This window comes from Streptomyces sp. CBMA152, assembly GCF_014596475.1.
Classification (GTDB): Bacteria; Actinomycetota; Actinomycetes; order Streptomycetales; family Streptomycetaceae; genus Streptomyces.
The window spans coordinates 63,786-82,210 of the sequence record NZ_MECJ01000039.1 but is presented as its reverse complement, the minus strand read 5'-3'; the positions used below and the strand labels follow the sequence as shown (position 1 = coordinate 82,210).

Here is an 18,425-nt window from a genome sequence, read left to right as displayed (position 1 = left end):
GTTGCCGACGGCTGTTGGTGCTGCGGTTGCGCAACCTTCGCAGAGGGACGGAAGGTGCGGGGATGATGTTGTGAGGCGGGTTTGCGCCGTGGCCGTTTCCCGCCACGCGTGGACCCCGGCGCGAGAGGGGGCGGACGAGGGTGCTGGGAGCGATAGGCCTCGACGAGACGCAGGAGTCGGCGTACCGGACGCTGGTGGCGGTGGGCGCGGCGGAGGTCGCGGACCTGGCGCACCGCCTGGCGCTGCCCGAGACGGAGACCGAGCGCGCGCTGCGGCGCCTGGAACGCCAGGGCCTCGCGGCCCAGTCGTCGGCCCGGACCGGCCGCTGGGTGGCGGCCCCGCCGGGGGTCGCGCTCGGCGCCCTGCTCACCCAGCAGCGCCATGAGCTGGAGCAGGCGGAGCTGGCGGCCGCGCTGCTCGCCGAGGAGTACCGGGCGGAGGCCGCCGAGCCCGCCGTGCACGACCTGGTGGAGGTGGTGACCGGCGCGTCCGCCGTCGCCCACCGCTTCCACCAGCTGCAACTGGGCGCGACCGAGGAGGTGTGCGCCCTGGTCACCGGGAACCCGGTCGCGGTGACCGGTGTGGACAACGAGTCCGAGGAGCGAGCGGCGGCCCGGGGCGTGGCCTACCGCGTGGTCATCGAGCGCGCGGTCCTTGCCTCGCCCGCCGGGATCACCGAGCTGTCGGCGGCACTCGGCCGCGACGAGCAGGTACGGACGGTGGACCGGGTCCCCACCAAGCTGGTCGTCGCCGACCGCACCCTCGCGATGGTCCCCCTGACCGGCCGCGGCGCGGAGCCCGCGGCCCTGGTGGTGCACGCCAGCGGCCTCCTGGAGTCCCTGATGGGCCTCTTCGAGGCGGTCTGGCGGGACGCGCTGCCGCTGCGGCTCGCGAGCGGGGGTGCGGCCGTACGGGAGGAGTCGGTCGGCCCGGACCCCACGGACCTGGAGATCCTGTCGCTGCTCCTGGCCGGGATGACGGACGCGAGCGTGGCGAAGCAGCTGGAGCTGGGGTTGCGGACGGTGCAGCGGCGGGTGAAGGGGCTGATGGAGCTCACGGGGGTGACCACTCGGTTGCAGTTGGGGTGGCATGCGTATGAAAGGGGCTGGGTGGCGCGGTAGGTCTTCGCTGGACGCGGTGGTCTTGGCGGCTGCGGGCCGTCTTGGGCTGGTCGCGCAGTTCCCCGCGCCCCTAAAGAATGCGGGGCCTCCGAGGGTCGGGATCAAGCCGAACCCGGGGTTACACACCCGCCACAGACCTGCGGAAATGCTGTGTTTCCTGCACGCTGGGCAGGTGGGCGTGTGGCAGCTCCTAGAGGTGGGCCTGGTGATGCTCCTCGGCCTGTTCGGCGTGCTCGTGCCCGGTGTGCCGGGGCAGGCGATCGTCTGGGCGGCCGTGGTGTGGTGGGCCCTCACCGACACGACGGGCCCGGCCTGGGCGGTACTGGCCGGGTCCACGGCGCTGCTCCTGATCGCCCAGTCCCTCAAGCTCGTACTGCCGCCGAGGCGTCTGAAAGAGGCGGGAGTACCCCGGCGCTCGCTGCTGACCGGCGGTGTCGCCGCGATCGTCGGCTTCTTCCTGGTCCCGGTCGTGGGCGCGGTCGCGGGCTTCCTGGGCGGCCTCTACGGTGCGGAACGGGTACGCCTGGGCAGCCACGGGGCGGGCTGGACGTCGGCTCGTACGGTGTTGCGGGCCGGTGGCTACTCGGTCCTGATGGAGCTGCTTGCGTGCCTGCTGGTGGTGGGGGCGTGGGTGGGCGTGGTCATCTGGGGCTGAGCCTGTGACGCTGGGGCCATGAGCGAATTCAGCGCGGCCGAGCGCGCGTACCTCCGGTCCCAGCGCCTCGGACGCCTGGCGACCGTGGACCCCAAGGGCCAGCCCCAGGCCAACCCGGTCGGTTACTTCCCCCAGGACGACGACACGATCCTCATCGGCGGCTTCGCCCTGGGCACGACGAAGAAGTGGCGCAACCTCCTGGCCAACCCGAGGCTCGCCCTGGTCGTGGACGACGTGGTGAGCGTCAGGCCGTGGAAGGTACGCGGAGTCGAGATCCGAGGCGAGGCCGAACTCCTCACGGGCCCCCACGAGTTGGGCCCCCACTTCAGCGAGGAACTGATCCGCATCCACCCCAGAAAGATCCACAGCTGGGGTTTGGAGGAGACGTGAGTTCGGCAGTCCCCCGCGTTTCCGAGCCACCTATCTTCTAAGGGGCGCGGGGAACTGCGCGGCCAGCCACCCACGGTCCGCAGACGAATCCAGCACCCCGAGGCATCAGCCTCGACTCGCAGGGTCGGACCCGTCATGCGCAACCTCCGCCAGGCGGCGAAGCAACGGCCCGAGGCCGACGACCGCGCGGGCCTCGTCGTCGGCCAACGCACCCAACCGCCACGCCAGAACCTCCGCCTCGGCCCGCGCCGCATCCACCAGCGCCCGCGCACCCCGCTCGGTGAGCACGATGCGCGCAGCACGCCCATCCGTAGGGTCGGGCTGCCGCAGCACGAGCCCGGAAGCCTCCAGACCGGCCACGGCAGCCGTCGCCGTCGGCTGCGAACACGGCACCCGGGCCGCGAGCTCGCCGATGCGGGCGGGCCCGCTCTCGGCGAGCAGCGAGAGCACCACTATCTGCGTCGGCTGGATCCCGTCGGCGGGGGCGGCCCGGCGCAGCCCCCGCAGCAGCCGATGGAGCGAGATCACGAGCTGCAACGCCGCATCGTCGTCGATGATCATCGCCCGCCCGCCGCCCCCAACCCGAATGGCCCGTACCCCGGAAGAGCACCCCCGGGAAAGTCAGGCGAGTGTAATCCCGGGCCCGTACATATCGATCCAGAGGGCCAGGTCGAGCGCATGCTCAAGGCCGGTTCGCGCGGCCTGGGTGGTCTGCGGCGCATCGTCGCGTACGGCCGCCAACAGCCGCTCGCGGTCGACTAGTTCGAAGACCGCGTGATCGCCACGTGCGAGCAGATCCTTGCCGTGTTCCTGCAACGCGACGGCGTACTTGGGGTCCTGTGTCGAGGGGTACGGGCTCTTCACCCGGTCGTAGACGGACTGCGGCAGCACATCCGCCGCCGCCTCCCGCAGCAGACTCTTCTCGCGCCCGTCGAACGACTTCAGCGACCAGGGCGCGTTGTACACGTACTCCACGAGCCGGTGGTCGCAGAACGGCACCCGTACTTCGAGCCCGACGGCCATGCTGGCGCGGTCCTTGCGGTCGAGCAGCACCCGCACGAAACGGGTCAGATGCAGATGGCTCATCACCCGCATCCGGTACTCGAAGTCGCTCTCGCCGTCGAGGCGTTGGACCCCGGCGACGGCCGTGTCGTAGCTGTCGCGGACGAACGACGGGAGGTCGAGCGCAGCGTTCACCTCGGGCCGCAGCAGCGCGGCCCCGTCGCCGAAGTGGTCCTTGTGGTGCACCAGCCAGGGGAACGTACGGGCGGTACGGGCCTCCTCGTCGAAGAACTGCCGGTAGCCGCCGAACACCTCGTCGGCGGACTCGCCGGAGAGCGCGACCGTCGAGTGTTCGCGTACGGCCTGGAAGAGCAGGTGGAGCGAGCTGTCGAGGTCGCCGAGCCCGGTCGGCAGGTCGCGGGCGCGGATGACCTTGGCGCGTAACTCCTGGTCGGCCAGGGCGTGCGAGTCCAGGACGATGTCCTGGTGCCGGGTCCCGGCGCTGCGGGCCACGTCGTGGGCGTACGGGCTGTCGGGGGTGGGGCGGAGCTCGTCGGCGATGAAGTTCTCGGTGCGGCCCGCGAAGTCGACCGAGAAGCTGCGCACGCGCTCGCCCTTCGCGGCCAGGCGGCGGGCGGCCAGCGCGGTCAGCACCGAGGAGTCGAGCCCGCCGGAGAGCAGCACACAGCGCGGTACGTCGGCGACGAGCTGACGCCGGACGATGTCGTCGAGCAGGTCGCGTACGTGGGTGACCGTTGCGTCCCGACCGTCGTCGTGCGGCCGAGTCTCAAGCGACCAGTAGACGTGCCGGCGCAGGCCGTTCCGGTCGACCGTCACGACGGTGCCCGGCTCGACCTCCTTCATACCGTCCCACACGGCCTGGCCGGGCGTCTTGACCATCACGAACAGCTCGCGCAGCCCGTCGAGTCCGACCGTGCGGCGGGCCAGCGGGTTGGCGAGGATCGCCTTGGGTTCGGAGCCGAAGAGCACGCCGTCGGGCGTCTCGTAGTAGTAGAACGGTTTGATCCCCATCCGGTCGCGGATCATGACGAGACGCTGCCGGGGCTCGTCCCATATCGCGAACGCGTACATGCCGTTGAGCCGGTCGGCGACGGCCTCGCCCCATTCGAGGTAGCCGCGCAGCACGACCTCGGTGTCGGACTGGGTGGTGAACCGGTGGCCGCGCGCGGCCAGTTCGGCGCGCAGCTCGGTGAAGTTGTACGTCTCCCCCGAGTAGACGAGGACGACGCTTCCCCGCTCGGTACGGGCCGTCATCGGCTGGTGGCCGCCCGGGAGGTCGATGATCGCGAGCCTGCGATGGCCGAGCGCGGCGGGGCCGCCTGTCCAGGTGCCCCGGTCGTCGGGGCCCCGGCAGTCCATCGTCTCGGTCATGGCGTCGACGGTGTCCTGCTCGGCGCGCAGATCGCGGTCGAAGGAGATCCAGCCGGTGATGCCGCACATGCGGTGCCTCCCGCTTCCCGGCCGAGGCTGTCCCTGACCCGGCCGATTCAGATGTATCTAGCATCTATATTTTGATCGTGCGTCATCGGGTGAGGGTGCGTCAACATGGCTGCTGCGAGGGAGACTTGGCGAGGGGCGAGAATCGGCCGCAGGTTCAGGGGCTGACCGCGAGCACCAGATACCCGGCGAAAAGGGCCAGGTGGACGCCGCCCTGCATCAGTGTGGCGCGGCCCGGGACGAAGGTCAGGATGCCCACCCCGACGGTCAGCGCGAGCAGCACCATATGGCTGGCGCCGAGCCCCAGAACCAGTGGCCCCGACAGCCAGATCGAGGCCAGCGCGACGGCCGGAATGGTCAGGCCGATGCTCGCCATCGCCGAGCCGAGCGCCAGATTGAGGCTCGTCTGCACCCGGTCGCGGGCGGCGGCCCGGCTCGCGGCGATGGTCTCGGGCAGCAGCACGAGCAGCGCGATGACCACGCCCACGACCGAGGCGGGCAGCCCGGCGGCGGCCACCCCGCTCTCGATGGTCGGCGAGACGCCCTTGGCCAGGCCCACCACCGCGACCAGGGCCACCCCGAGCAGACCCACGCTGATCCACGCGGTGTGGGCGGACGGCGGATCGGCGTGCTCCTCCGCCATCACCTCGCCCTGCTGGGTGACGGGCAGGAAGTAGTCGCGGTGGCGCACGGTCTGGGTGGCGACGAACAGCCCGTACAGGGCGACCGAGGCGAGGGCCGCGAAGACGAGCTGCGCGGACGAGAACTCCGGGCCCGGCTTGCTGGTGGTGAACGTCGGCAGGACCAGGCTGAGCCCGGCGAGCGTGGTGACCGTGGCGAAGGCGGCGCCGGTGCCCTCGGCGTTGAAGACGGCCAGTTTGCGGCGGAGAGCGCCGATGAGGAGACAGACGCCGACGATGCCGTTGCAGGTGATCATCGCGGCGGCGAAGACGGTGTCGCGGGCGAGTGTGGCGCTCTTGTCGCCGCCGTCGGACATCAGGGTGACGATCAGCGCGACCTCGATGATCGTCACCGCGACCGCCAGCACCAGGGAGCCGAACGGCTCGCCGACCCGGTGCGCCACCACCTCGGCATGGTGCACCGCCGCCAGTACCGCGCCCGCCAGAAAGCACGCGACGAGGGCGACGAGCCACGACGGCAGCGACCGTCCCCAGGTGAGCGCGAGCAGCACGAGGGCGAGCGCCGGCACGAACGCCGACCACCGCTCCAGGGGGAGGCGGGCGAGACGGATCATGTACCGACGTTCGCAGATGGGGGCGGGGTGCGCGCGTCGGCGGCCGCGTCCGACGTTGGTGGGTGGGGAGGGCTATGCGTCCGCGCGGTGGCTGTGAACAGGTGCGGCGGCGAGCAGGTGCCGATGGGCGTACGAGCGCCAGGGCCGCCAGAGTTCGCCTCCGCCGCCGGTGAAGTCGACGTCCGGCTCACCCAACGACCGCGCCCGGATCAGCGCGATGGTGTTCTCGTCGAGACCCGGCAGCGCGTGCAGCACCCGTACGGCCTCGTCCCGGTCCGCGCCCGCGTCGAGCCGCAGGGTGGTGTCGGCGAGTGCGGTGGCGAGGGCGGCCAGGGCCGGGTCCGGGGAGCCGGCGAGGGTGGCGGGCTCGGGGAAGAGGTGGGTGAGGGCGCCGCACGGCACGTCCAGGCGCTTCCCGTACGCCTCGACGAGCTCCCCGGCCGCCTCCCGGCCCACCAGCGCCCGTACCGCGTACTCGTCCGGGTCGGCCGCCCCCGGCGAGCGCAGCCCGGGGCGGGCCGCGACCAGCGGGGCGAGCCGGGGGTCGGCGGCGAGCCGCTCGTCCACCGCGTACGGATCGGCGTCCAGGTCGAACAGGCGCCGCAGCCGCTGCACGGCGGTGGTGAGATCGCGCAGGTCGGTGAGATGGATACGCGCCTCCAGCCAGCCACCCCGGCGCGGGCGCGCCTCGTCGACGGCCACGATGCCGGTGCCGTACGGCAGGCGCAGGGTGCGGCGGTAGGTGCGCGCGCCGGGGGCGCCGGTCATCTCCTCGACCCGGTCGACGGCCTCCTCGGCCAGCAGGTCGAAGACCGCGCCGGTCTCGTACGGGCCCCGGTGCGCCAGACGCAGCGGAATCCCGGCGGCGAACGCGGCGCGCCCCCGGGTGGCCTTGGTGCCCGCCTCCTCGCGCAACGCGCTGGGCGTCCGGGCGTAGATCTGCCGGATCGTGTCGTTGAACTGCCGCACGCTGGCGAATCCGGCCGCGAAGGCGATCTCGGTGACCGGCAGACCGGTGGTCTGGAGCAGTACGCGCGCGGTGTGGGCGCGCTGGGCCCGGGCGAGGGCGACCGGGCCCGCGCCGAGCTCGGCGGTGAGCTGCCGCTGGACCTGCCGGGTGCTGTACCCGAGCCGCCCGGCGAGCCCCGGCACACCCTCGCGGTCCACCACACCGTCCCCGATGAGCCGCACGGCCCGGCCCACGACGTCGGCCCGCACGTTCCACTCCGCCGACCCCGGCACCGCGTCGGGACGACAGCGCCGACAGGCCCGGAAGCCGTGCCCCTGGGCCGCGGCCGCCGTCGGGAAGAACCGCACGTTCTGCCGCTTGGGCGTGACGGCCGGGCAGCTGGGACGGCAGTAGATGCCGGTGGTGGACACGGCGAAGAAGAACTCACCGTCGAACCGAGCGTCCCGACTGCTGACGGCTTCGTACCGGGTGCGGTCGTCGTCGTGGGTCATACGTCCAGTGTGCGGGGCCGAGGGCGATCGGGCTGGCGGGAATCGGACACGACGTTGCTGAGCACCGTTGCGGGGTGCCGCCGCGTTCCGGCGCACCTACAAGGGGCGCGGGGCTGTATCGATTTGCGGCTCCGCCGCGTGGGCGCGACCAGCCCCCACCGGCCCGCAGCCGAACGACGCCGCTCAGGCACCACATCCGATTCCCGCCCGCACCGCGTCAGCGGCCGCGTCCCCGCTTGGCCTCCATGTTGTGGCGACCCTCCGCCGACTTCAGCCGCCAGTCACGCCGGATCTCGTTGCGCAGCCGCGCGTCGGTCTTGGCGACGATCCGCCGGTTCTCGCGCATCAGCTTGCGGAAGCTGTCGAGGCGGCGCTCGGCGAGCGAGCCGTCCTCGATCGCCGCGAGCACCGCGCACCCCGGCTCCGCCTCATGGGCGCAGTCGTGGAAGCGGCAGTCGCGGGCCAGCTCCTCGATCTCGGAGAAGACCTGTCCGACGCCGGTCTCGGCGTCCCACAGGCCCACCCCGCGCAGCCCGGGCGTGTCGATGAGCACGCCCCCGCCGGGCAGCGCGAGCAGGTTGCGCGTGGTGGTGGTGTGCCGGCCCTTGCCGTCGACGTCGCGGATGGCCTGCACCTCCATCACGTCCGCGCCGAGCAGCGCGTTGGCGAGGGTGGACTTGCCCGCGCCGGACTGCCCCAGCAGCACGCTGGTGCCGCCCGAGACGATCGCCCGCAGCACGTCGACGCCCTCGCCGGTCTCCGAGCTGACGGCCAGCACCGCCACCCCGGGCGCGGTGGTCTCGACGTCCTGGACGAGATGGGCGAGCCCGGCCGGGTCGGGCACCAGGTCGGCCTTGGTCAGGACGACGAGCGGCTGCGCGCCCGACTCCCAGGCCAGCGCCAGGAACCGCTCGATCCGTCCCAGTTCGAGCTCGGCGGCGAGCGAGACCGCGATGATCGCGTGGTCCACGTTGGCCGCGAGGATCTGCCCCTCGGACCGGTTGGAGGAGGTGTTGCGTACGAAGGCGGTACGGCGCGGCAGATACGCGCGGACGAACCTGGGGTCGCCGCCGGGGTCGACGGCCGCCCAGTCACCGGTGCAGACGACCCTCATCGGGTCGTGCGGGGTGACGTACGCGGTGTCGGCGCGCACGAGCCCGCCTTCGGTGACGATGTCGCACTGCCCCCGGTCGACCCGGACGACCCGCCCGGGCAACAGCCCGCGCTCGGCGTACGGGGCGAACTCGGCGGCCCAGGCGTCGTCCCAGCCGTAGGACACCAGCGTGGACGGGAAGTTGGAGACGTGCTGCGACTGCTGTGAAGCAGAAGAGGAAGACAAGGGGGACCCTTCGAAGGGTGGCCCCGGCACTGCGAAAGGTTCAGCCGGCGGCCACGGGAGTGGAGGTGACGCATATCTGGGTGAGGGCATCGCCCATCGCAACGACAGCCATGTGTCACACCTCCCGTATCGATCGCAGGGTCATGCACAACGGCCAACGGCCGCCGCACGGAACGCAGTCACCATAACGCCGCCCATGAACGGCGGCCAACTGATTTTCCGCGCGCGAATTCCCGGGCCCGCCGACATACCGCCGGACCCGTCAACTCCCCCGCAGAATCAGCTCACTTGCCCAGCGCCGCCCGCCGCACGCCCACCGCGCGCGGTGCCCGGGCCGGGCGTTCCTGGGTGGCCGGGGCCGCCTCCGGGGTCGCGGCGTCGGCGGCCGGGGCCTCGGCGGCCGAGGACGCCTGGGCCACCAGCGACGCCTCCTCCAGGAGGCCGCGTACGCGGGGGCCGGCCGCGCGGTAGTAGATGCGGGTGCCCTCGCGGCGCGAGGTCACCAGGCCCGCGGCCCGCAGCCGGGCCAGGTGCTGGGAGGTCGCGGCGACATGGGCGCCCAGGAGCTCCGCGAGGGCGCTCACCGGCAGCTCCGCGCCGCTCAGCGCCCACAGCAGCCGGTAGCGCGACGGATCGGCGACCGCCTTCAGTACCGCGACGGCACGGTCCGCGCTCTCCGCGTCCCAGCTCTCAACTTGCGCTCCCATGCAAATATCCTAACGGAGACCGCCCTCGGCGGCCCCTCGGCTCACGCGCCGGGCCGGGGCGCGATGAACACGTACCAGACCGTCGCCGTGCGGGGCGTGACCACCTTGTGGCCGGGCCAGGTGCGGGCGTACGCGGGTGGCTGCGGCGTGTACTGGACCAGGGCCAGCGGGGTGCGGCGGGCCGCCGCCAGGACGCCGGGCACGGTCGCCGTGGTGTTGCGGCGGTCGCTGGCCTGCGAGGAACAGCCCCCGTAGAAGGCCTGCGGCTGGGACTCGTCGCCGACGATCGTGCACGGCGGCCGGATGCCGTCGTCCGCGAGCCGGGCCACCAGCCACTTGTCGTCGGCCCGCAGATCCTGCTGGCGGGCCGTGCGCTTGGCCATGATCGTGTACTGACTGGAGAGCTGGAGCGCCACGCACACCGTGACCGCGACGGCCGCGACCACCCGCCACCGCCCCTTCGCCGACCGCACCGCCCCCACCGCGCACTCGGCGACGACCAGCGCGAGCAGCGCGTACGCCGGGATCAGGAAGCGGGGCGCCGCGTAGCCGATGCCGAAGAGGTACGGCACCCCGAGCGCCGCCGCGCACCACACGGCGAGCAGCGCCGGACGCGCGCGCCCCGCACGGGACGCGAGGAACACGCCGAGCGCGGTGAGCAGGGGCAGGGCCAGCCACCACACCGCGCTGGTGGACGGGTTGGGCAGGCCGGAGGTGCAGGGGCGGCAGAGCAGCGGGCCGTCTAGCGCCTTCAGGTTCATCCCGAGGGCGTTGTGCAGGCTGAGCCCGCCCTGCGCGTCGCCCGCGCCCTTGATCCGCTCCAGCAGACCGCCGAAGCGCGCGTACGCCTCGATCACCCACGGCAGCACCCCGGCGGCCAGACCCGCGAGCAGGGCCACGGCCAGGCGCGGCAGCCGCCAGGCCGGTACCGCGAGGACCGCCACGAGCAGTCCGAGGGCCAGATAGCCGCCGTCGTACGGACGGACGAGCGCCGTGAACGCCACGCTCAGCGCGAGTGCGACCAGCGGGCCGCGCCGCCGGTCGGGGTCGGCCGCGCCGCGCAGGAACCAGCCCGCCCCGGCCACCGCGCCGTACGCCACGTACAGATTGGGCATGACCTCGCCCGCGTAGAACTGCACCACCCACAGCCCGGCGAACAGCACCGCCGCCGTCATGACGACCCGGCGGCCGACCAGTGTCAGCCACGGCTGGAAGGCGATCGCGAGTCCGGCGGCGGCGAGCAGCAGCATCCAGGCGCGCAGGACCGGCACCGAGCCGGTGAGCTGCGCGGCGGGCGCGGCGAGCCAGCTGACGCCGCGCGCCCTGGGCTCGCTGAAGAACGCGTCGGGCACCCGGGGGTCGACCTGGCTGACGTACACCGTCTCGTCCCAGCCCAGCGGCAGCCGCCACGCGCCGGTGGCCAGCTGGACCGCGCCGCACACCAGCGCGAGGGCGAGGCCCACCAGGGCGAGGCGGACGGTGTCGCGGCGCAGCGGGTGGGCGACCGCGCGGCTGGGCACGGTCCCGGTTACTTGATCGGCGGCAGACATGCGGTCACGTTACGCGGCCGGGGGCGCCCTGGCAGGACCTGGGCGCCAACGGAGTGGATCACTTCGGCGCCCGTACCAACACCCGCCCTGGACGGTCCCAACCACTGCCCTGGACGGCCCCAAAGGTTGTCAAAACTCCCGCCCCGCTCGTAACCGGTCGGCATATGCGGCGGGTTACGCGGGGCATGAGCCTGCTGCGCAAGATCCGTGACACCGGACGGGTGGCCGAGGACGCCCCGCCCCGACCGGCCCCCGGAAACTTCCCGCTGCTCGCGGGATCCGCGCAGGTGCGGTGTGTGGACGCCGGGTCGTGCAACGGGTGCGAGATCGAGATCGCGGCGGCCTTCGGGCCGGTGTACGACGCCGAGCGGTACGGCGCCCGTCTGGTCGCCTCGCCGCGCCACGCGGACGTGGCCCTGGTGACCGGCCCGGTGACCCGCAACATGAAGGAACCGCTGCGCCGCACGGTGGCGGCGATGCCCGAGCCCGGCGTGGTGGTCGCGGTCGGCGACTGCGCGCTCGACTGCGGGGTGTTCGCCGGGGGCTACGGGGTGGAGGGCGCGGTCGCCGATGTCGTCGACGTGGACCTGACCGTCCCCGGCTGCCCGCCCCGGCCCGAGCGGATCATCGAGGCCCTGCGCACGGTGACGGGCCGGTGAGCGCGGCCGGGTCGCTGGCGACGGCGGGCGTGGGCGCGGCGGGCCTGGCCACGGGCTGCGCCGCGCTCGGCGGCGCCGGGTGGTCGGCGTCATACCCCTGGCTGCTGCCGCTCGGCGGGGTGCGCCTCGAAGTGGACGCGCTGTCGGGCCTGTTCATGGCGGTGGCGGGGGCGGTGATCCTGGCGGTCGCGGTGTACGCGGCGGGGTTCGCGGACGGGCCCGGATCCGGGGCGCTGCTCCCCTGCTCCTGCGCCGTACTGATCCTCGTCCCGGCGGCCGCGTCCGTCAGCACCTTCCTCCTCCTCTGGGAGCTGATGGCGGTCGGCTCGCTGGTCCTGGTGCTCGGCGAGCACCGCGAGCGGCGGGCGGTGCGGGAGGCGGGGGTCTGGTACGCGGTCATGACCCAGCTCGGCTTCGTCCTGCTCCTCGCCGGGCTCGGCCTGTACGCGGCGAGGTGCGGCGGCGAGACGTTCGCGGCGCTGCGGGCCGGGGCCTCCGGGATGGGACCGCTCTCGCGCGGGATCGTGTTCGTGTTGTTGGCGCTCGCGTTCACCTCCAAGGCCGGGATCGTCCCGCTGCACGCCTGGCTGCCGCGCGCCTACGCCGAGGCGCCCGGCCCGGTCTCGGCGCTGATGAGCGCGACGATGGTGAACCTCGGGGTGTACGGGATCATCCGGTTCGGCCTCGACCTGCTCGGCGGCGGCTCGGCCTGGTGGTGGCTCGGCCTGCTCGCGGCGGGCGGGGTGAGCGCGGTGTACGGGGTGCTCCAGGCGGCGATGGCGGCCGACCTGAAGCGCCTCCTCGCGTACTCCTCCAGCGAGAACATGGGCCTGGTGCTCATCGGCGTCGGCGCGGGCGGCCTCTTCGCGGTCGACGGCGACCGCCGCCTGGCCGGACTCGCACTCGCCGCAGCCCTCCTCCACCTCGTCAACCACTCCGCTTTCAAGGGCCTGTTGTTCTGCGCGGCGGGCTCCGTCGTACGAGCCACCGGCGGCGTGCGGGACCTGGACGCGCTCGGCGGGCTGCGGGCGCGGATGCCGGTGACGGCGGCCTTCTTCGCGCTGGGAGCGCTCGGCGCGGTGGCGCTGCCCCCGGGCAACGGCTTCGCCGGGGAGTGGCTGCTGCTCCAGTCGCTGATCCACGGGCTCGCGGTGCCGGGCGTCGCCACGGCGGTCGTGCTGCCGCTGGCCGTCGCGGTGATCGCCCTGTCGGCCGGTCTGTCGGCGGCGGTGTTCGTGAAGGCGCTGGGCGTCGGCTTCTTCGCCCGCCCACGCGGCACGGCCGCTGCGGGCGCGTACGAGAGCCCGCCGCCGATGCTCGCCGGAATGGGGCTCCTCGCGGCGGCCTGCGCCGGACTCGCCCTGTTTCCAGGGGTGTTGGGGCCCGCCCTCGATCGAGTCGTACGCGTCGTGGGCGCGGAGCCCCCGCTCGGCGGCGGCGCGGGGCTTCGTCTGGCGGCGGTGTCGGCCGCGCTCTCGCCGCTGTGGGTCGCGGCGGCGCTGACGGCGGCGGTCGTGGGCACGGTGACGCTGGTACGGGTGGTGGCGCGTCGGCCTCGCCGCACCGGGGCCCGGCTGTGGGACTGCGGCGGCGGCGCGCCGACCCCGCGCATGGCGTACACCGCGACCTCGTTCGCCGAACCGCTGCAACGCGTCTTCGACCAGGTGCTCGCGCCCGAACAGGACGTCAGCGTCACGCCCGTACGGGAATCGGCGTATCTCGTGGAACGCGTCCGGTTCCGCCATCGGGTGCCGGACCGGATCGAACACCGCTTGTACCGGCCAGTGTTGGAGGCGATGGCCTGGGCGGGCCGGTCCTCGCGGCGCCTCGCGTCCGGCTCGGTCCACCTCTACCTCGGCTACGGCTTCTTCGGCCTGGTCTCGCTGCTGGTCGTCCTGGCGGTGGGCTGGTGAGCGGCAACGGACTCACCCCGCTGGGACTCACGGCGACGATCCTCCAAGTCGGACTGGTCGTGGCGGGCGCGCCGCTGCTCACGGGCGTGATGCGGCAGGTGCGGGCGAGACTGGAGGGGCGGGTCGGGGCCGGGGTGGGCCAGCCGTGGCGGGATCTGCGCAAACAGCTGCGCAAGCAGGCGATCACCTCGGTCGGCACCGGCCCGGCGTTCCGGACCGCGCCGGTCCTGCTCGTCGCCACCACCGCCGTGGTCGCGGCACTCGTACCGCTGGCGTCCACCAGGACGCCGGTGAGCGGGAGTTCGGACCTGATCGTGGTGGTGGCGCTGCTCGCGCTCGGCACGGTGACGCTGGCACTGGCCGGGCTCGACAGCGGGACGGCGTTCGGCGGCATGGGGGCGTCGCGCGAGATGACGATCGCGGCCCTTGTGGAACCGACGATCCTGCTCTCGGTCTTCGCCCTGTCGCTTCCGGCGGGATCCACGAACCTGCCGGTGATCGTCACAGGTGCGGTACACGACCCGGCGCGACTCGCCTCGCCCGCCGGACTCCTGGCCACGGCGGCGCTGGCGGTAGCAGTCCTCGCCGAAACGGGCCGCCTCCCCGTGGACAATCCCTCCACGCACCTCGAACTCACCATGGTCCACGAGGCGATGATCCTGGAGTACGCGGGCCCCGACCTGGCGCTGGTCGAGCTCGGCGCCCAGATGCGGCTCGCGGTCCTGCTCGGCCTGCTCGTCTCGCTCTTCGCCCCCTGGGGCATCGCGACGACGGCCTCGGCGGGTGCGCTGCTCCTGGGCGCGGTGTGCTTCGCGGTGAAGGCGACGCTGCTGGGCTCGGCACTGGCGGCGGCGGAGGTGTTCTGGGCGAAGCTGCGGCTGTTCCGGGTGCCGGAACTCCTGGCCGGATCCTTCTTGTTGTCGCTGCTGGCCGTCACCACTTCATACTTCCTGAGCGGAGCGTGAGTCGCGTTGGGCGTGAGTGTCTTCACCCAGCTGCTCGACCTGGCCTGCGGGGCGTTCCTGCTGGCGGCGGTGGTGATGCTGTGGCGCCGCGAACTGGCGGCGGTGGTGAGGGTGTTCGCCTTGCAGAGCATCGCTCTCGCAGCGGTCGCGGCGCTGATCGGCCTGCACGAGGCGCGGGCGGACCTGGTCGCGGTGGCAGTGGGGATCGGGGTGCTGCGGGCGGGGGTGCTGCCGTATCTCCTGCGGCGCGCGCCGAGCGGGGTCGCGGACGCGTCCGACTCGCCGCCGCTGGTGAACGGCGCGGGTTCGCTGCTCACTGCGGCGGCGCTCACGCTCCTCGCGTACGCGGTGGCCCGGCCTCTGGTCGCCCTCAACCCGACGCCGGTCACCCGGGCGCTCCCGGTGGGCCTGGCCGTGGTCCTGATCGGCTTCTTCGTCCTGGCGACGCGGCGGCACGCGGCGGCCCAGGTGATCGGCTTCCTGCTCCTGGACAACGGCATCACGGCGATCGCGTTCCTGGCGGCGTCCGGAGTACCCCTGATCGTCGAACTCGGCGTCTCCTTCGACCTGTTGCTCGCGGTGGTGGTGCTGCACATTCTCGCGGTGCGGATGCGGGAGGCGTTCGGGTCTGTGGCGCATATCGACGATCTGCACGAACTGCACGACTGATGCTCCCTGGAGGTTCGATGGTGCCCGAGCTGTTGCTGACGGCTCCGGTGGTGGTGCCGCTGGGGGTGGCGGGGGTGTACGCGGTGGCCGCGCAGCGGGCGGACGCGCGGGTGCGGATCCCGGCGGCGCGGGTGCCGCTGCCGGCGGCCATGCGCCGGGCACGAGTGGCCAGCGGGCCAAATTCAGCCCCTCCGGCGTTTGAGGAGCGGGGTCCGGGGCGGAGCCCCGAGCGGGGTGCAGGGGCCGCAGGCCCCGCTCGGGGTCCGGGGGCGGAGCCCCCGGGAACTCACCTTTACCCACCACCCGGCCGCCCGCCCAGGGCTTTCGGGAAGGGGTGGGGTGGGGGAGGTTACGCCGGGCTCGTCGCGCCCGGTGCCATCCTCGGGTCCGCCCTCGCCCTGGCGCACCGCGCCCACCCCGCAGTCTCCGCGTACGGCGACACACTGAGGGCCGACGCCCTGACCGTCTGGATGCTGCTGGTGGTCGGCGCAGTCGCCGCCCTCGCCGTGGCGGCGGGCCCCGCGTACCTCGCCGGGGAACGCGCGGCGGGCCGCGCCGCCGACCGCACGGCGCACCGCTACCACCTCCTCGTGCACGCCTTCCTCGCCGCCATGTGCCTCGCCGTACTCGCCGGCAACCTCGGCGTGCTGTGGGTCGCGGTCGAGGCGACGACCGTCGTCACCGCGTTCCTCGTCGGCCACCGCCGCACCCGTACGTCCGTAGAGGCGGCGTGGAAGTACGTCGTGATCTGCTCGGCGGGCATCGCCCTGGCCTTCCTCGGCACCGTCCTCGTGTACTACGCGGCCAGGCAGGCCGGAATCCCCGAGGCGGGCGCGCTCGACTGGCATGTGCTCGTGGCGCACGCGGACCGCCTCGACCCCGACGTCACACGCCTCGGCATCGCCCTGGTCGCGCTCGGCTACGGCGCCAAGGCCGGACTCGTACCGCTGCACGCCTGGCTGCCGGACGCCCACAGCCAGGCGCCCGCGCCGGTCTCGGCGCTGATGTCGGGCGTACTGCTCGCGGTCTCGTTCACGGCCGTACTGCGCTACAAGGTGATCGCGGACGCCGCCCTCGGCCCCGGGTTCGTACGCGCGCTCCTCGCCACCGCCGCGCTGCTCACGCTCGCTCTCGCCGCCGGACTGCTGCTCGCACAGCGCGACTACAAGCGGATGCTGGCGTATTCGAGCATGGAGCACATGGGGCTGATCGCGCTCGGCGCGGCCGTCGGCGGGCCGCTCGCCACCGCCGCCGTACTGCTGCACATCGCGGGACACGGCCTCGCCAAGACGGTCGCGTTCTGCGCCTCGGGGCAGCTGCTCCAGCTGCGGCGTACGTCCCGGATCGGCCGGGTGCGCGGGCTCATCGCCTGGGCGCCGGGGCTGGGAACGGCCCTGGCGCTCGCGGTGGTGGCCCTGCTCGGGCTGCCGCCGTTCGCCCTGTTCGCCTCCGAACTCGCCCTGGCCCGCGCCGGGTTCGCGGCCGGGATGGGGGTACCGGTCACCGCCGCGCTCGCCCTCGCGCTCGCCGCGTACGCGGCACTCGCCGTCCGAACGGCCCGCATGCTCCTCGGCCCGGCGCCGGACGGCCATGCAAGCAGCGGAACCGACACCGGACCTGGAACCGGAGCCGCCACACCCCTCCGCATCGGCCCCGCCTCCGGCGCCCCCCTCGCCCTCGGACTGTTCTGCTGCGCCGCGCTCGGTCTGACCGTCCGCCCCCTCGCCCAGCTGCTCACCGCGGCCGCCCACATCGCCGGAGGGCAGTGATGACCCGTACGACCACGCCCATCACCACGGGCGTCGACCTCTCCGTCCGCGAACTCCCCGACCACGTAGCCGAGTTGCTGGCCAGCGGGCACCGGCTCGCGCTCGTCTCGGCGCACCACGACGAGGACGCCGTGCGCGTGGTGTATCTGTTCGTCATGGGCCCGCCCGACACCCGTACGGAACTCCACGTACGGCTGGACCCCGCCCGCCCCGCCGTGCCCACCCTCGCCCAACTCTCCTTTCCCGCCGGGCGGTTCGAGCGGGAGATGCGGGATCTGCACGGTGTCGTACCGCTCGGGCATCCGCTCCCCCACCGTCTTGTGCGCCACTTCCACTGGCCGCGCGGCTGGTACCCGATGCGGCCGGACGCGGGCGCCGCGCCGCCGTTCGGGGAGCAGGAGGGCCCGTACCCGTTTCTCGCCGTCGAGGGCGACGGGGTGTACGAGATCCCGGTCGGGCCGGTGCACGCGGGGCTCATCGAGCCGGGGCACTTCCGCTTCTCGGTGGTGGGCGAGACGATCATCCGGCTCAAGGCGCGGCTGTGGTTCGTCCACAAGGGGATCGAGAAGCTCTTCGAGGGGCGGACCGCCGAGGCCGGGCTGTCGCTGGCCGAGCGGGTCAGCGGGGACACGGCCGTCGGGCACGCGCTCGCGTACTGCCTGGCCGTCGAGGAGGCCACCGGCGCCGAGGTCCCGGCCGGCGCGCAGCACGCGCGGGCGCTGCTGCTCGAACTGGAGCGGCTGCACAACCACGTCACCGACCTCGGCGCGCTCTGCAACGACGTCGGCCACTCGGTCCTCAACTCCCATGCCCTGCGCGTCCGCGAGCACCTGCTGCGGCTGAACGAGGCGACGACCGGGCACCGGCTGCTGCGCGGCGGGGTCGTCCCGGGCGGCGCCCGGCTGCTCACCGTCCCGGACCCGGCCGAGCTCGCCCGGGTGGGCGCGGACGTCCAGGAGATCGCGGACCTCGCCCTCGGCCACGCGACCGTACGGGACCGGTTCACCGGCACGGCCCGGCTCAGCGCCCAGGACGCCCGCGACCTGGGGTGCCTCGGCTATGTGGCGCGCGCCAGCGGACTCGGCACGGACGCGCGCGTCTCGCACCCCTTCGCGCCGGGCGTGCGCCCGCCCGAGCTCGTGGTGCGGACAACGGGTGATGTGCTCGCGCGTTTTCTCGTACGGGCCGAGGAGGCGCGGGCCTCGGTCGCCCTCGCGGGCGCGCTGGCGGCGGAGGTGCGGGCGGGCGACACCGTGGTGGAGTTGCCCGGGCGCCCGGGCCACGTGTCGGGCACCGGCATCGTCGAGGGCTGGCGCGGCGCGATCACCACCCGCCTCGAACTCGCCCCGGACGGACGGCTGACGCGGGTGAAGGTGGTCGACCCGTCGTTCTTCAACTGGCCCGCGCTGCCGGTCGCGCTCGCGGAGACGATCGTCCCGGACTTCCCGCTGGCCAACAAGAGCTTCAACCTGTCGTACGCGGGCAACGACCTGTAAGCGGGGAGCGCTGTCC

The 18,425-nt window shown here is 73.4% G+C and carries 16 protein-coding genes; 9 read left to right on the top strand and 7 right to left on the bottom strand.

Annotated elements, in window-relative coordinates:
• Window positions 1-140 precede the first annotated feature (140 nt).
• The 3 genes from BG418_RS38415 to BG418_RS38405 all read left to right on the top strand — a co-directional run bounded on the left by BG418_RS38415 (window position 141) and on the right by BG418_RS38405 (window position 2,166).
• Window positions 141-1,121 carry a helix-turn-helix domain-containing protein gene (locus tag BG418_RS38415; RefSeq protein WP_188278723.1) on the top strand — a complete coding sequence of 327 codons (981 nt, stop codon included), beginning with the start codon at window positions 141-143 and terminating at the stop codon, window positions 1,119-1,121.
• A 172-nt stretch (window positions 1,122-1,293) separates the two neighbouring features.
• Complete coding sequence (locus tag BG418_RS38410) at window positions 1,294-1,776, top strand: DUF456 domain-containing protein (RefSeq protein ID WP_188278722.1); 483 nt, start codon at window positions 1,294-1,296, stop codon at window positions 1,774-1,776.
• 18 nt (window positions 1,777-1,794) lie between these two features.
• Window positions 1,795-2,166, top strand: a complete 372-nt coding sequence (locus BG418_RS38405) for a PPOX class F420-dependent oxidoreductase (protein ID WP_188278721.1) — start codon at window positions 1,795-1,797, stop codon at window positions 2,164-2,166.
• 105 nt (window positions 2,167-2,271) lie between these two features.
• Here the strand turns inward: BG418_RS38405 and BG418_RS38400 are convergent, their stop codons facing one another.
• The 7 genes from BG418_RS38400 to BG418_RS38370 form a co-directional block, all read right to left on the bottom strand.
• Entirely contained in the window at window positions 2,272-2,727 is a 456-nt protein-coding gene (locus BG418_RS38400; protein ID WP_188278720.1) for a MarR family winged helix-turn-helix transcriptional regulator, read from the bottom strand.
• A gap of 60 nt (window positions 2,728-2,787) precedes the next feature.
• Window positions 2,788-4,629 (bottom strand): asparagine synthase (glutamine-hydrolyzing), encoded by a 1,842-nt coding sequence (gene asnB / locus BG418_RS38395; protein ID WP_188278719.1) that lies wholly within the window; start codon window positions 4,627-4,629, stop codon window positions 2,788-2,790.
• A 154-nt stretch (window positions 4,630-4,783) separates the two neighbouring features.
• The gene (locus BG418_RS38390; protein ID WP_188278718.1) at window positions 4,784-5,881 is read right to left on the bottom strand and encodes a calcium:proton antiporter; all 1,098 of its coding nucleotides are present in this window, start codon (window positions 5,879-5,881) and stop codon (window positions 4,784-4,786) included.
• A gap of 72 nt (window positions 5,882-5,953) precedes the next feature.
• Window positions 5,954-7,342: a DNA-3-methyladenine glycosylase 2 family protein gene (locus tag BG418_RS38385; RefSeq protein WP_188278717.1), complete on the bottom strand. Its 1,389-nt coding sequence runs from the start codon at window positions 7,340-7,342 to the stop codon at window positions 5,954-5,956.
• Window positions 7,343-7,559: 217 nt separating this feature from the next.
• A complete protein-coding gene (gene rsgA / locus BG418_RS38380; RefSeq protein WP_317453896.1) occupies window positions 7,560-8,711 on the bottom strand; it encodes a ribosome small subunit-dependent GTPase A in 1,152 nt (383 codons plus the stop codon).
• Window positions 8,712-8,965: 254 nt separating this feature from the next.
• Window positions 8,966-9,388, bottom strand: coding sequence for a metalloregulator ArsR/SmtB family transcription factor (locus tag BG418_RS38375; protein ID WP_188278715.1), 423 nt, complete (start codon window positions 9,386-9,388; stop codon window positions 8,966-8,968).
• A gap of 41 nt (window positions 9,389-9,429) precedes the next feature.
• A complete protein-coding gene (locus BG418_RS38370; protein ID WP_188278714.1) occupies window positions 9,430-10,938 on the bottom strand; it encodes a hypothetical protein in 1,509 nt (502 codons plus the stop codon).
• 185 nt (window positions 10,939-11,123) lie between these two features.
• Here BG418_RS38370 and BG418_RS38365 point away from each other — a divergent pair, with 185 nt between their 5' ends.
• From BG418_RS38365 to BG418_RS38340, 6 genes are read left to right on the top strand one after another with little or no spacing between them, the layout of a single operon-like run.
• Complete coding sequence (locus BG418_RS38365; protein ID WP_188278713.1) at window positions 11,124-11,597, top strand: NADH-quinone oxidoreductase subunit B family protein; 474 nt, start codon at window positions 11,124-11,126, stop codon at window positions 11,595-11,597.
• The gene (locus tag BG418_RS38360; protein WP_317453895.1) at window positions 11,594-13,510 is read left to right on the top strand and encodes a proton-conducting transporter membrane subunit; all 1,917 of its coding nucleotides are present in this window, start codon (window positions 11,594-11,596) and stop codon (window positions 13,508-13,510) included. Before BG418_RS38365 ends, BG418_RS38360 begins: the two co-directional genes overlap by 4 nt.
• A complete protein-coding gene (locus BG418_RS38355; protein WP_317453894.1) occupies window positions 13,507-14,475 on the top strand; it encodes an NADH-quinone oxidoreductase subunit H in 969 nt (322 codons plus the stop codon). Before BG418_RS38360 ends, BG418_RS38355 begins: the two co-directional genes overlap by 4 nt.
• 6 nt (window positions 14,476-14,481) lie before the next feature.
• Window positions 14,482-15,144: a hypothetical protein gene (locus tag BG418_RS38350; RefSeq protein WP_188278712.1), complete on the top strand. Its 663-nt coding sequence runs from the start codon at window positions 14,482-14,484 to the stop codon at window positions 15,142-15,144.
• Between the two features lie 17 nt (window positions 15,145-15,161).
• Window positions 15,162-16,913 carry a proton-conducting transporter membrane subunit gene (locus BG418_RS38345; RefSeq protein ID WP_223186047.1) on the top strand — a complete coding sequence of 584 codons (1,752 nt, stop codon included), beginning with the start codon at window positions 15,162-15,164 and terminating at the stop codon, window positions 16,911-16,913.
• Complete coding sequence (locus BG418_RS38340) at window positions 16,913-18,409, top strand: NADH-quinone oxidoreductase subunit C (protein ID WP_188278711.1); 1,497 nt, start codon at window positions 16,913-16,915, stop codon at window positions 18,407-18,409. Before BG418_RS38345 ends, BG418_RS38340 begins: the two co-directional genes overlap by 1 nt.
• Window positions 18,410-18,425 lie beyond the last annotated feature (16 nt).

Coding starts and splice junctions, on each gene's coding strand:
- BG418_RS38405 (WP_188278721.1), top strand. CDS start 1,795: ATGAGCGAATTCAGCGCGGCCGAGCGCGCGTACCTCCGGTCCCAGCGC.
- BG418_RS38400 (WP_188278720.1), bottom strand. CDS start 2,727: ATGATCATCGACGACGATGCGGCGTTGCAGCTCGTGATCTCGCTCCAT.
- asnB (WP_188278719.1), bottom strand. CDS start 4,629: ATGTGCGGCATCACCGGCTGGATCTCCTTCGACCGCGATCTGCGCGCC.
- BG418_RS38390 (WP_188278718.1), bottom strand. CDS start 5,881: ATGATCCGTCTCGCCCGCCTCCCCCTGGAGCGGTGGTCGGCGTTCGTG.
- BG418_RS38385 (WP_188278717.1), bottom strand. CDS start 7,342: ATGACCCACGACGACGACCGCACCCGGTACGAAGCCGTCAGCAGTCGG.
- BG418_RS38375 (WP_188278715.1), bottom strand. CDS start 9,388: ATGGGAGCGCAAGTTGAGAGCTGGGACGCGGAGAGCGCGGACCGTGCC.
- BG418_RS38370 (WP_188278714.1), bottom strand. CDS start 10,938: ATGTCTGCCGCCGATCAAGTAACCGGGACCGTGCCCAGCCGCGCGGTC.
- BG418_RS38365 (WP_188278713.1), top strand. CDS start 11,124: ATGAGCCTGCTGCGCAAGATCCGTGACACCGGACGGGTGGCCGAGGAC.
- BG418_RS38345 (WP_223186047.1), top strand. CDS start 15,162: ATGGTGCCCGAGCTGTTGCTGACGGCTCCGGTGGTGGTGCCGCTGGGG.
- BG418_RS38340 (WP_188278711.1), top strand. CDS start 16,913: ATGACCCGTACGACCACGCCCATCACCACGGGCGTCGACCTCTCCGTC.